Genomic DNA, 12,967 nt, shown 5'->3' on the forward strand with positions numbered 1-12,967 from the left:
CTCCCCTTACATTCGAAGAAACCGACGAATATTAAATCTCCCGTTGCTGTGTAGAGAGGATTTTCTATCGCTTTCCAGAGCGGATAATTCAAAATTCGATTTTTTAGCTAGCCAGTTACATAAGGTTAAAATATCTGCCTGGAAATCCGCTGCATCTACACTTTCGTTAAGATATAACGGTTGGCCATAATTAATTGCCTTAATCCCAGCACCTTTATCAACATTATGAATACGGGTAATGATTTTCGTTCCTATCGATTTCTCTATTTGAAAGCCTTCCATCGTTGTCTTTGTATCTCGGTTCAGTACGAGGCTAAATTGAGTCTCAGTAAGACCATAGTGCTGCCATACACTGTTATACCAATCGTTCCACGAAGATTGATAACTAGTAATAACAGATTGAACAACGACGATGCGTTCGTTCGCTTCTTTTATACATTTAACCGTAGCTGCTTGATCCGGATATGTATGTACATCCGCAATCACATAGTCAAAATGTTTACGAGCAACGAAAAGCAAGTGTTCGATTTCTTCTACAGAAATCTTCTCGGCCCATTCTCGACGTTGAAGACCTGTTAAAATAAATAAGTTGTTTATTCCTTTTATTTGATCACAAGCTTTTTCTAGTATGCCTTGTTCAAGTGTTCCAGCATCGCAATCCGCTTGAATAAGGTTATAACCCTTATTGCTCGTAATGTTTAAGTGGTCTCTAATTTCGGGGCTCTTCAAGTTCAAATCCAAGAGTAAGATTCTTTTTTCCGGTAATCGTTGAGCCATACATATTGCAGATGATATAGCTATTGTCGTTGATCCATCCTTTGTTGCTGCCGACATGAACGTAACTAAACGTCCTGACTCTGTCTTCAGACTGGTCTCACTTTGACCAAAAACACGAATCATTATTTCATTAGTAATATCTCTTCTGCTTAATGCTCCCTGTACAAGAACAATGTTAAGGTCGAGACATACCCGGTTCATTATTTCACGATACAGTGAGTCCGTTTGTGAACCAGTAAAAACAATGATTTTAGTGGACATTGGCACGGATGATCGAATCATGCTAAGCCATTCCCATGGGTACCTTTCACTAAATATCTCTTCATGAATTATCAAATAATCAAGAGAATGACCGATTTTCCCAATAGTTTTGGAATATTCCAACTCATTGTACGCAAAAGCACAATCTATTGTAGTTGGAATGATTTCTCCAATTTCTTCAGCTAATTGCAGATTAGATAATGCTACAAGTATTTTCACTGCGCTTCTCCTCCTTCCTGTTGAACGGATTGATTTTGAAGTTGATTACTTTGATCTTGAGGAGAATTCGTAGGAACAATAGTTCCAACCGGTTGGATGAAATTAGGCAATGCTAATTTTATTGCACCCTCTTTTTGCCCCTCAGCAAATTTAGAATATTGATAATCATTCATAATGAATGTAATGTAAGCCGGTTGTGCCAGCGTCTCTTGTCGATATCGCTCTATATTCTTTACATCACGTTGATCAGCGCTTAATGGTAATGAGAAACTGTTATTCACTGTTGAAGTGTCTTCAATTTCTTTACCTTCTTGATCTTTTATGTACGCAACTGTTAATCCTGAAATCAATTTATCGTTATATACTTTCTTTGCTATTTCAACTGAGTCTCCCGATGCTACTTGTTCAGAATCTATTTCACGACCACTTGCATCGTATAGCTTAGGTTCCATATATTCGACCCAAACGTCTATCTTATCTCCGCGACGAACCATGTTATTTACAGCAGTTACGAAATCAACTTTAAAACCGATATATGTTTCATCTGCAGCGGGATAAAGAGTATTCTCACCAATTTTCCAAGAAAGAACCTCTTCCATTTCCCCAATTGGTACAATCGCACGCTTCCCAACAATTAGATTCTTATCTATGATTGCGTTTGGCATATGCTGCACCGTTGGTATAGATACTTCTTCCAACATATCTGAAGTTATCAGCTCACCTGCTTGAATCATATGAACAGGCCTTATTGTCTTCATCATCGTGACATCTAGCTGGTAACTTTTCATGAACTTAACAAAAAAGACACAGCTGCCAACTATTAAGATAAGCCCGATGATAATTGGACTCCATTTTTTCATCGTTTTCTCACCTTTCACTCCTACTTGTGGTCTCTAGTTGCTTTTCATCTTCTAGTGACTTTATCTGTTTAAAAATCGCTTTAAGTTTGGCGCCGATGCCATACTGTTTTCTAATGATCTGATACATTTCTTTCGCTATAATTAACCTGGCCATTGTTTTAAAAGAACTAGCTAGGTTGTTTTTCAGTTTGGCATCGTCCCATGCCATCTTCCCATTCCACAAATGCTTTATCACAACCGTTCCAAGTTCAGGAACAAATGATAGGACTGGTAGTAGAACTGCTTCCTTCCACTCAGAATTATTAATGTGCTTATTCCATCGATTTCCGATTACACGTATAGTCTTGCCCTCATATATTTGCTTTAGTTGATCGATTGTCCGGTAATGAAAACTTAATTGAAGGGGATCTCCGTCGGCTACAACCCAAATCTCATCTGACATATTAATTATTTTTTTACAATGCGGATCATCATACCTGGAAGAAATATCGCAGAGTGTAATTGGGAAGCGATTGGCCGCAAGTAAAAGCATCATGTTCTGTTCCTCGGTCCAGTTATCAATTGGTTCTATACTTGAAGTTATCCAAGTTACTCCTGAGCTGCTCCAGGACTTCTCCTGTTTAACCGTTCCATACCGTTTTATTTGGTCGGCCCATGACACCCAATCTTTTGGTGCATTCTTCTCACCATGCATAAGGTCATAATATGTTGACCCTCGATCCCCAAAAACTGGTTCTAAAACTGCTACGGGTATTTTATTTTCCCCAAGCATTCTAGCAAAGTTAGCTGTTACAAAAGTTGCTCCTGCACGAGGATAAAGGCTTACAACAGATACCAGTTTAGAATTAAAATGAATCGGTACATGTACTTTGACAATTTTCTTTTCAATAATGATTCGTTCTTTAATTCGTGCTAGTTTTTCCTGCTGTTCAGATGCAGTAGTTCTACTCTTCTTTAATATCTGTTGTTCTTTTATTTCCTTATTTTTTGGTACAGAATCCTCATAGTTTGGAGTATCAATTGGAATACTTTGTTTGTTAGACTCGCTGTCTATTGTTAATGCCTTTTGATGTTCCCCTTTACTAATGTCTTCTTCAGAATTACACCATTCGATTGGGATTAGTTTATCTGTTTCTGATACAGTGCCTGATGATGTAGACTCATCCTTTTTAGGACTATCGGTAACCTCCAAATTATCCTCTGCCGCTATTACTACTGATTGATCAACTCTCCCCTGTATTTCAGCAGCTTTAATTGGCTGCTCAACTTGTGAATTTTGTATATGAACTTCATCAAACGCCGGACGTATTGACAAGTTCTTTTTGGTACGTATAAGTTCGTCTAATACACCTGTATCTAGATCGTTATAACTGAGACAAATATTTCCCTCTTCCTCAAGTTTCTTGATGAGTTCATCCGACTCTCGATAATAGATAAGCAATAAAGTTGTCTCAGGATACTCCTCTTTCGCTGCCTTATACGCCTTCAATAAGTCTTGATCCGAATGAACAACTGTCTCAGGCATGATAATATAATCAGCTCCACCTGCAGCTCTCCATTGTGGTATGAAGAAATCCAATGAATCTAAGGTGCGAATAAAACGTCCTGTTTCAGTGGATATTTCTGCATCAATCCACTCAACGAAATCCTTATCGTCACATATTAAGAGCAGCCTTTTCATCATTTCACCCCGAATCTTATAAAATGGATATATATATACATATTAATTAATATACATATATCTATATTGCAATTTCCGTGAACTCGATAGAGTTGATATTTGCGCTTTCAGGCAGTTCTACAGGTAAGAGCAAATAAAACACCTCATTTTCTAATATGAGATCGGCTAGTCCTATAACACGCCGGTCATATGCTCCTTTTCGATACCCTGTAATCTGAATGGGGATATCTATTCTCCCTTCAAAGGTTGCAATGGAAACCATCTGCATCCATTTGAAAGTTAAAAGACGTGTATCGTAAACTACCGAAGTATGTTCTCCAAATGACAGAAAAGATTTTGAACCTGATTTATAGGCCTCCACAACTTTCCCCACTGCTCGCACGATCATTTGAGCAGGTGGATTATAACTTTCTCTCACTTTTGCATAACATTCCTTCGATAGTTTCATTTTATTCCGCTGAGTTTTCGTCTCAATTCCTATCTGGCTTATGAAATTACAGATCTCATTAAACCGTAGCATGACGTCGACTAATTGTTGGAACTGTGAACTATCAGTTAATAACTGAATTCTCATTGTGTACATTATCACAAACGCATATTCCTCCGCTCTTTATGTACGAGGCGTCTTATTGTAGATCATAGTAAAATTTTTTACCGTCCTTATAAGTAAAGAATGATTGTCGCAATGGCTTGGAATCGTTGTATAAATCAGTATCCATCACGTACCATGTAAACTGAGAGGCTCCTTCTTGCTCCATTATTTTACTTGCCAGTAGCGCCTTCTCATCGGACGAAACCAAACATACTAATACGGCTCCTGTTTCCTGTGTAGTTATTAAACTTTTAAAGAAACTAGCTTGGTATCGGATCGTTTTTATCCATTTTTCATCCTCACGATGACAAATTAGATAGAATAACTGATTTCTTCCATTTGGAGTTTTAAGCGAGTATTTAGCCATTGGTACTTGTTGTTCTTGTTTATCCTTAGAAGTCAGAGTGGGATGAAATTCAAAATGAACCATGTCAAAATTGGTTTTCAATTGACAATACAATTCATTAGTTGCAATGTATTTCATACGGTAAAGCATACTAGCCGGTTTGGGATTTCTCGGGTCTCGATGACCAAGTTGCATTCCAAATTGGTATTTGAGAATATCTGCACCACTAGCTCCTAATTCATAGAAGCTCGGTTTGTTTTGCTCGGGCCTTGAATAACTTGACCATTGTATCTTACGAAGCAAACCGTATTTGAGTAATCGTTGAACTCTTTTCCTGGTAGTTTCTTTGCGATTACTATCTTGGAAAAACAACTTTTCAATTTGAGATAAAGTCATCCAGCGGTGTACAAAAACAAATTTTACAATTTCGATGTCTCTTTGTGTTATCCAACCATGCTCTATTTTTTGTGCGATATAACCAAATTCATGACGTGTCAATTTATCGAGCTGAGTCACATAAGCGTATGGATCATCCATAAGTGACTTTTCCTCAACGACTGTATGTTGAGCTTTAATCAGTGGAGATATGAGATTGTCCATACTTGATCATCTACTCCTATCTTATAGTTCATGCGGGAAGTCCACAATTTTACAACTAATACGTCTTTTTTGAACGCTTACGTTTTTAATACGGACGGAACATGTTTTTCCTACTAATATATTATCCTTTGGGATCTTATTCTCCGCAGGGAACCAAGCTAGTGCATCAACGCCAGGAGCGAGTTTCACAAATACACCTATGTTATCTACAACTCTCGTAATGGTACCAGGATAAAAATTCGCTACTCCATAATGATCCGGGACACGATTCCAAGGATCCTCTAACAATTCCTTCCGAGAAACTCGAACATGCTTTCTAGCACGATCGATATGTGTAATTTTCACGGTTAATTCTGTACCAAGTGGAATGAGACCACGTCCCGACACTGTCCAATCGTATTCGTAATCTTGAATTGGAAGAACACAGATAACGCCTTTAATGCGCACGTAAATACGCTGATCCTCAAAACCAGATACGCTTCCAGTAACAATGTGATCAACATCAGCAGTCTCCCAAAACTCTTCTTGCAGCTCTTCAAGTGCTTGAACTCTTGATAAAAGTACAATGCCTTTTTCTTCGTCAAATACTTTAACATCTTCCGCGTATGTACCTAGTTTGCTTACATCAAGAACCATGAAATCGATTTTGTGATCGATAAAACCAACGAGTGATCTGTATTTTTGCTTATCAAATTGGGATTCAAAAATAAGTCCCCTTAATCCATTATTTAAAGCAATAACGGCAACTTGCATTTTTTGGCCAAAGGGAGCATGGTTTTCTACACCAATAACTGTACCTTGATGTATTGATTTACGACGTAAAGATAACTTATATTCTTGTATTGGATTAGATACTAAAGCTTCATTCATTTGGTTTTCCTCCCTTTTTTTACATACAGGTTATAGCAGGTTTCTGTTCCATCAATCAAACGCAAGCCGATCAATTCTACCGCACCTTCTGTAACGTCCATAACTTCAATCCATTTTCTTTTGAAGTGATAATTTATAACTGTCTCCGATTTATCAGTTTCCCAAGACAGTCTATATATTCCACTCTCAGCTGCCGTGACTTTTTTTAAATCAATTTCTATAGTTATACGATTTGAAGAAATACTATCTCCGTTCAAATCAAGAATATCTAGTAAAGAACGTACTGTATTATTCCTTTTTGACCACTCTAATAACAACACCGGTTGTGTCTTTTGCATATGTAAGATTATCTCGAGTATTGGAACGGAATTGTAGACGTATAAGCTCTGATTATAAAATGTCTCAATTTTTTCAACACTACACTTTGGATGGGTAAGGATGAAATCTAATTCTTTGATAATGTCTGAATCATTTCCCATTGCTAACTCCTTCCTTGGATTCTTATATATATATTAACTAATATATATGTATATATATATCATAGTGTTGAGCAAAAAAGAAGGGCTATTTTACACGTTTTAAATAGCTTTTCTTTCTATGCGTCTTTTCGACAGGTACACTTAACGACATGTCTTTTTGGTTACATTGAATTTCAATGAGTGGTGAACCAAGACGATCCATACTATTTCGAATATAGTACTCATGTCCTTCATAGGTGATCATAGTGTCTTGATCGTATATCAAGCCTTCTCGAACTTGATCAATGACATAGGCCAAAATCTCACGTCCATTTACAACATCCCCTAAGACTTCTGCTTCTGGATGTCCAAAAAGATCAGACAATCCCTTTGAAAAGTGTTTAGCAGGTTCTCCTGTTATCGGATTTAAGATAGTAATCAGTTTAGCTTCTTTTGTATGTATAAATTCAATATGAGCGAGACCGTCTTCATCTAATAGCAGCTTAAATAGTCTTCCGTTGTAATTCCACTGACTGTTGATATTAAAGTCCAGTTTGAAAATGCGTTCTAAAATATCAAGGAGTAGCTGTTCCCCAGATTCACCACACTCCCCACTTACAATAAGATCAGGATAACCGTAGTGAACCAAACCATTTGTACGTATATAAAGAACATTACCATCAATATCCGTTGTGGTTACTGGCAGTACAGCTGGATCAAAGAACAGGTACATAATTACTCCTCCTTTCTATCTTATTATTATTATAAAGCCGATAGTAACTTTTTCAAAATTTCGAGTGGTCTTTAAAATAATCCCAAAAATAACAAGAGTTTATTTATGGGAAATAAAAAAGGGAGAAAAAGTTTCCTTTTTCTCCCTTTGATCTATAGTTCGATTTCAATTTCCTCGATTTTAAGGTAATTATTTGCCTCCAAATTTTTACGGAGGCGTTCAGTTTCCATTTGAGCTAACGCTAGTGCATTTTCTTTAACTTCCTCCAAAGTATCTCCAATCGCGCCAAGGCGTAACTCGGGAATGTAGGCGGAATAGTTGTTCTCGACACTATCCCCCTCGATTAATAAGTGAAGGATTGCTTTTGAACGTTGTGCTGCTTTCAATTTTCTTCTTCCCCTTTCGTAGTTGACGCCCAATCTATGTCGGAAGTATGATAATAATCCTACCTCAGTAGTATGGTAACGCATATCAGAGTTCTAATGTACTATTAATAGTACAGTAAAATATTACTATGAAATATCTGGTAAGGTCAACGATTTTCTTTAAAATTCTCCAATCAAAGCATCCAACTACAAATCATGGGTTTAACTTTTCAATAAATCTTTAATAATAAGGAAATATTACCTATTGAAATACCAAACATGATATTATATGTATACATAACTAAGTATGTACTCAAGCGGATGTTTGCAGAAAAGGCAAACTGTTACGAAAGTTCAGGACGCAAAACCACGGGTCTAAAGCAATTAAGTGTGTTAAGATAGCCGGGTTATCCAAACGCTGCATTTCCCCATGAGGAGCTTTTATTTATGAATTCTGAATTTGGTCAGTATTTAAAGGAACTTCGACTGGCACGTAATTATAGTTTAAGAAAAGCAGGCAATATCAGTGGATTAAGTCATGGATATATTCGTGATGTTGAACTTGGTTCTAATCGAAACAAAGGATCCATTATTATCCCAGGACCAAAAACATTACAAAAGTTCTCAGCAGCTTATGGAGTGCCATTCAATGAATTAATGGTAAGAGCCGGACATTTACCCTTGACTAGAATTGAAAACATACAGCATGTTGCTGTAAATGTTGATCTTATGAATTGTCTTTATGTCCAAGTTGATTGTCAAAGCATCATAAATTATCACTTTACTGATTCTGTAGTTCAAGAAACAAGAAGCTTATTTGATTACTTACAACTTGAAGAACTGTTGTTAACTTATGAATTTTCACGTATGAAAAGCGGTCTCTTTATTAATAAAAATTCTATAAAAGATTTTGACGATACAACCATGAAAATACAATTTGGTAATAATAAATCATTAAAAATACCTGAGAGTCATTACTACTTACTCAAGGATTCTTCAAATGAGAAATTAACATCTAATAATTTGGTATTCATTCATTCGAACGACTACGCTGAAGTTTAGTTTTATCTAAAGAGAAAAACTGACATTTCTCTTTAATTGTAAATATCCGTATATGTAAATATACAAACTAATATGATAGTATATATATAAGAATAAAGGAAAGGCGAGATTGCTAAAATGAAGTCTCCGAATGATTTTGATCTCAATAGTGCACAATTAAAACCTTACTTAAAATCAATGATTGAAAAGTTGCCAAATGCACCTAAACTTATAATGCAAACACTTTCTACAAGAGATTGGAATAAAGAAGATCTATCTATCAATAGTAGAGTACGACGTGGTGAACTAAATTATGCAATTCTTTGGCTTGAAGCTCTTGGATTAGTGAAATACACACAGTCAGGAAGACAAAAGTTATATGGCATTACTCCTTTAGGAGAACAAGCCTATGAGGATTTCCGAGAGATATTTATGAGCTTAAAAGAAGAAGAATAAAGGACTGGGGGCGGTCTTATTCCGCCTCACCAGTCCTTTTCTTTTCTCGTGTTTCCTGTGCTTCATTTCTAATTCTATTTGCCAATTGAAGTACAGTTGAATCAACTGAAGCCGGCCTTAAAAAAACTTGATTCTCATCTTCTATTGGATCCTTATGTTCTAAATCTGCCGGCTGATCCCATATAGAACTACGAAGTATAGGTTCAAGTTGATCATTTCCAGAATCATTTTTTTCTATACTTTCTTCTTTTTTTACTATTAGTTTTTCGTTTTGGTTATTATTATTTAGTCTTTCCTCAATTGCTTTTTGTTTAATTTTTGAGAGTAGTTCGTTTTTATTTTCTGTTTTATTTTCTTTTTCTTTAATAATCGGTGTTTCTAATTCTTCATCGTAAGTAGTTTCTGTTTCCAAAACTTTTTCATCTTTTAAAGGAGCAAAAAGTCTACGTGGTAACGGCAATATCATACCAATTACTGGGTCTTGACGTACGTTATTATGTACTCCCCTGAATAAGCATTCCCCATAATCTCCTGTCTCAGGATTATATCCTTTTAGACTAAGTATCTCTTTTGGAAGGACTCTATAACGTTTCTCTTCTTTAATTTGAGTTTTAAATCCTGTTGTAGACATTTCATCGGTGCCCGTGCTCTGTCCTATCTGATAATCTTCTCCGATCATATCGGCATAATATTGAGCATCATCAACATCTAAGCCGGCTAAAATGAATTTCTGTACAGCATTTTGTTTTACCATGGTTCCAAGTCTTTCACTCACTTCATCTAGCTGCACATTGCCTTGATGAATAACGTTTACGAATACTTCAAATTCTCGAGCCATCTCAAGGAAAGTAGAGAATTCCTCATCCGCGAACATTTCAATTTCATCAACAGTTAATTGATGTGGTCGTACTTTTTCTTTCAAATTACGGCGGAAAGTACTTGCTCTCATTAAGTTTATATACAATCGTCCTACTGTATAAGTAAGTGTCTGTAGTGTACCATAGGCACCATTAACAAGAACGACTTCACCATTACGCAATACATCATCAATATTAAAGGTCGAAGGACCGCAAAAGATTTTTTGGATATGTTTGTTGGATGTAAGTTCTGTCAAATAATCATAAATATTTGAATATGTCTGCATTGTATGTTCCTGTTGTTTTTGTGTTCCTGCAATGTTTCTTGTGTATTCCATTAACAAAGACACCTGACTTTCATGACCTTGTTCTCTTAAAACAGATAGAACTTCAACACGATACTCATCGTTAATCGGTTGTATTAATCGATTCAAATCATTATAAGTGCAGTTATTTTGAAATGCGAGTTTCAAAGCCTTAATTCCTTCACGAAGTAGATTTGTTGCTCTACTCTTGAAAAAATGTACAGCATCTGGTCCTAAGTATCCATGAAATGCAGAAACATTTGCTTCAATCATTGGCTCTATATCTTCATTATCAGGAACATAAAGTGGATTTAAGCAATCAGTAAATTCATACTCTGGATCTAATCTCCGATATGGTCTTCCAGTTCTGTCCATAAAGTTGGATAAACGATTAATTAATGAACCTTTTGGTTCAATAATTGTAGACCCTATATAATCATTTAATAAATCCTGAGTTATTACGTTCGTAGCAAAAAGGGTTTTGCCGGCACCAGTACCTCCGATGAATTGACCGTGCTGCGCACGATCTGTTCGATTAAGAACTTTTAATTCGCTTTGTTTTTCTTTAGTTGGTACTGTATAAAAAAGTTCAATCTCGCATTTTTCCGAGTAATATCGCAAGTGGGATAAGGATCCTTTAGTATCAATATCAAGCTTTTTGGATGCATTAGATAATTCTTCAGAGTCAAATTCCCCAGCTCTTTGACCTCCCCCCTTTTCTTGCAATTCTGCCTCTTCAACAACCCTGGAGAGCTGATGAAAAATAGTCTTACCCATTCTTAAATGTAAAGTTGTATATAACGTTAATGCGACAACAGCGATAAGCATGAGGAATGCTAAGTTAAGTCCAATAAGGATTGGAATATAGCGCATGAGGATTTGGCCTAACGCCAAGGTGCTTAAAGCATTTAGAAATGTTTGAATTATTGGTTTTGAATATGTATTCTTGAACATTGCCGGGCTAGAATAAATCATATGACCTAAAAAACACGGAAGAAGTAATGGAATCGCTCTAAAGAAAATTGGATCCTCTACTCCATAGATGACATCTTGGTACCTCCCCACCAACCACAAGAATAAAAGGATACATGTACAGAGTAAAGAAAAGGCTTGTAAGTTCCAAAGAACATTTTTATTTGCCGGATCCATTGTAAATCTTCTGACAGCAATATAAATATTTTTAAATACAAAGGCGATCATATGCCCTAATCCAGATAGTATTCCGCCTAAGATCATACCTACATACTTCAATTAATTATCATCTCCTCAACTGACATTTGTATATATATTAATTAGTATATATACATATATGCTTTAAAGTCTACCTCTCCAGGTTGTTTGACCATTGTCCCTAAATAAAAATAACAGCTTCCAAATTAAGAAGCTGTTACTTATTTAGCAAATTATGATTCGTATTCTTTCTTCATTTCGTCCTCCAAGCGTTTATCTATATATGCCTGGACAAACATTATTTTAGCAGCCATATCCTCGCTTTTAAAAATTATTCCTTTTTTCTGAGGATTCTGTTTCCAAAGATCTTCTGCTTGCTGCTGCAACCTCTGTCTAACCCTTCGTTCTGCACTTCGTTCATTTAATATAGCCGTACGTGTTTCTACTGCCCTAGCTTTTTTCTCTTCTTCCGGGTTTGGCATTAGAAGTTGAACTTGTTTTTCATAATTCCCTTCCATGTTTCTTTTAAAATTGGTCAGATCAGCAAGTTCTTTTTTTACCTCTTCTCTAAGTGCATATAGTTGTTCTACTTCTGTTCTTATTGATTCCTTTAATCTTTGTTCCATTAAGGCAAAAGATACTCCCTCTTCCCCACTTTCTTCAGAGGGATCGTAATTAAGACTCCCTGCAAATTTCTCTTGAATCATTGCAGCAATTCCGTCCATGTTGGGATTGCCAAATCGTTTTTTCGCCTGATATATAAACTTAATGATCTCTATATCATTTTTGGAAAACACACGTTCCTGACGTGCATTACGTGGAATCGTATGCACCTTCAACTCTTGAAGTTCATTCACCCAATTTCTTATTGTCGGTGTTGGGATTGTGATTCCCTCATCCATCAATTTTTCCCTCACGGAACCTATCGTTAAAAAACCATCCCATTTTTGGAAATCCATTTCTGACATGCCATCACTTCCTCTTTTATTAGAATTATATTTACTTCACTTATTTTCAATAGGATCCCAGCTATTAGTATGCTATTAAGATACTCCTATTATATCACAATAGACGACTTCTATGTCACCTCTCGGTAAATCGTAGGCTCTCAGTAACCATCTAATAATAACCTATCGTTAACCAACAAGCTATCTATCAATAGGTTATCAAGTTCTTATCGATAAATTATCACATTTCAATAGCCTATCTATTAATAGCCTCCTACATATCAGCATTCTATCTATTGCTAATTGCTTTTCATTTACTAACTAGCTATCACATTTTAGAAGTCTATCTATTGCTAATTGCTTTAACATTCTTAATAATCTCCTATTTGTTAATAATCTATCTCTCGAGAGCCTCCTAGAAGATTGATT

Annotated in this window: 13 protein-coding genes and 1 riboswitch; of the genes, 2 read left to right on the forward strand and 11 right to left on the reverse strand. The window is 36.0% G+C overall.

Translation table 11 applies throughout. The annotated features are described in order from the left end of the window. Nucleotides 1-6: 6 nt before the first annotated feature. The 9 genes from WFK81_RS21045 to WFK81_RS21085 form a co-directional block, all read right to left on the reverse strand. On the reverse strand, nt 7-1,257 hold the full coding sequence (locus WFK81_RS21045) for an AAA family ATPase (protein ID WP_336788343.1): 1,251 nt from the start codon (nt 1,255-1,257) through the stop codon (nt 7-9). Continuing rightward, nucleotides 1,254-2,117, reverse strand: a complete 864-nt coding sequence (locus tag WFK81_RS21050; RefSeq protein WP_336788344.1) for an SAF domain-containing protein — start codon at nt 2,115-2,117, stop codon at nt 1,254-1,256. Before WFK81_RS21050 ends, WFK81_RS21045 begins: the two co-directional genes overlap by 4 nt. A 7-nt stretch (nt 2,118-2,124) precedes the next feature. Continuing rightward, a complete protein-coding gene (locus WFK81_RS21055; RefSeq protein WP_336788345.1) occupies nt 2,125-3,798 on the reverse strand; it encodes a hypothetical protein in 1,674 nt (557 codons plus the stop codon). 61 nt (nt 3,799-3,859) lie between these two features. After that, entirely contained in the window at nt 3,860-4,216 is a 357-nt protein-coding gene (locus WFK81_RS21060) for a hypothetical protein (RefSeq protein WP_336788346.1), read from the reverse strand. A 208-nt stretch (nt 4,217-4,424) separates the two neighbouring features. Further along, a complete protein-coding gene (locus tag WFK81_RS21065; RefSeq protein WP_336788347.1) occupies nt 4,425-5,336 on the reverse strand; it encodes a replication-relaxation family protein in 912 nt (303 codons plus the stop codon). 21 nt (nt 5,337-5,357) lie between these two features. Next, on the reverse strand, nt 5,358-6,206 hold the full coding sequence (locus tag WFK81_RS21070) for a S1 RNA-binding domain-containing protein (RefSeq protein ID WP_336788348.1): 849 nt from the start codon (nt 6,204-6,206) through the stop codon (nt 5,358-5,360). After that, nucleotides 6,203-6,685: a hypothetical protein gene (locus WFK81_RS21075; RefSeq protein ID WP_336788349.1), complete on the reverse strand. Its 483-nt coding sequence runs from the start codon at nt 6,683-6,685 to the stop codon at nt 6,203-6,205. The genes WFK81_RS21070 and WFK81_RS21075 overlap by 4 nt, the downstream gene beginning before the upstream one ends. An 85-nt stretch (nt 6,686-6,770) precedes the next feature. Then, the gene (locus WFK81_RS21080; protein WP_336788350.1) at nt 6,771-7,397 is read right to left on the reverse strand and encodes a hypothetical protein; all 627 of its coding nucleotides are present in this window, start codon (nt 7,395-7,397) and stop codon (nt 6,771-6,773) included. 152 nt (nt 7,398-7,549) lie between these two features. Continuing rightward, the gene (locus WFK81_RS21085; protein WP_336788351.1) at nt 7,550-7,783 is read right to left on the reverse strand and encodes a hypothetical protein; all 234 of its coding nucleotides are present in this window, start codon (nt 7,781-7,783) and stop codon (nt 7,550-7,552) included. A gap of 304 nt (nt 7,784-8,087) precedes the next feature. Continuing rightward, nucleotides 8,088-8,177: riboswitch (cyclic di-GMP riboswitch) on the forward strand. Nucleotides 8,178-8,209: 32 nt separating this feature from the next. On the opposite strand from WFK81_RS21085, the gene WFK81_RS21090 reads away from it, so the two are divergent. Further along, nucleotides 8,210-8,824, forward strand: a complete 615-nt coding sequence (locus WFK81_RS21090; protein ID WP_336788352.1) for a helix-turn-helix domain-containing protein — start codon at nt 8,210-8,212, stop codon at nt 8,822-8,824. Between the two features lie 117 nt (nt 8,825-8,941). After that, the gene (locus WFK81_RS21095) at nt 8,942-9,259 is read left to right on the forward strand and encodes a hypothetical protein (protein WP_336775159.1); all 318 of its coding nucleotides are present in this window, start codon (nt 8,942-8,944) and stop codon (nt 9,257-9,259) included. Nucleotides 9,260-9,275: 16 nt separating this feature from the next. On the opposite strand, the gene WFK81_RS21100 is transcribed toward WFK81_RS21095, so the two are convergent. Both WFK81_RS21100 and WFK81_RS21105 read right to left on the reverse strand, forming a co-directional pair. Next, on the reverse strand, nt 9,276-11,672 hold the full coding sequence (locus WFK81_RS21100; protein ID WP_336788353.1) for a type IV secretory system conjugative DNA transfer family protein: 2,397 nt from the start codon (nt 11,670-11,672) through the stop codon (nt 9,276-9,278). Nucleotides 11,673-11,824: 152 nt separating this feature from the next. After that, entirely contained in the window at nt 11,825-12,559 is a 735-nt protein-coding gene (locus WFK81_RS21105; protein ID WP_336788354.1) for a hypothetical protein, read from the reverse strand. Nucleotides 12,560-12,967: the final 408 nt, after the last annotated feature.

The sequence above is a fragment of the Paenibacillus sp. MMO-177 genome (genome assembly GCF_037147795.1).
Lineage (GTDB): Bacteria > Bacillota > Bacilli > Paenibacillales > Paenibacillaceae > Pristimantibacillus.

Bases quoted from the DNA above. Each gene is read 5' to 3' on its own strand.
- WFK81_RS21090 (WP_336788352.1), top strand. From the start codon at position 8,210: ATGAATTCTGAATTTGGTCAGTATTTAAAGGAACTTCGACTGGCACGT.
- WFK81_RS21080 (WP_336788350.1), bottom strand. From the start codon at position 7,397: ATGTACCTGTTCTTTGATCCAGCTGTACTGCCAGTAACCACAACGGAT.
- WFK81_RS21070 (WP_336788348.1), bottom strand. From the start codon at position 6,206: ATGAATGAAGCTTTAGTATCTAATCCAATACAAGAATATAAGTTATCT.
- WFK81_RS21095 (WP_336775159.1), top strand. From the start codon at position 8,942: ATGAAGTCTCCGAATGATTTTGATCTCAATAGTGCACAATTAAAACCT.
- WFK81_RS21065 (WP_336788347.1), bottom strand. From the start codon at position 5,336: ATGGACAATCTCATATCTCCACTGATTAAAGCTCAACATACAGTCGTT.
- WFK81_RS21050 (WP_336788344.1), bottom strand. From the start codon at position 2,117: ATGAAAAAATGGAGTCCAATTATCATCGGGCTTATCTTAATAGTTGGC.
- WFK81_RS21075 (WP_336788349.1), bottom strand. From the start codon at position 6,685: ATGGGAAATGATTCAGACATTATCAAAGAATTAGATTTCATCCTTACC.
- WFK81_RS21105 (WP_336788354.1), bottom strand. From the start codon at position 12,559: ATGTCAGAAATGGATTTCCAAAAATGGGATGGTTTTTTAACGATAGGT.
- WFK81_RS21055 (WP_336788345.1), bottom strand. From the start codon at position 3,798: ATGAAAAGGCTGCTCTTAATATGTGACGATAAGGATTTCGTTGAGTGG.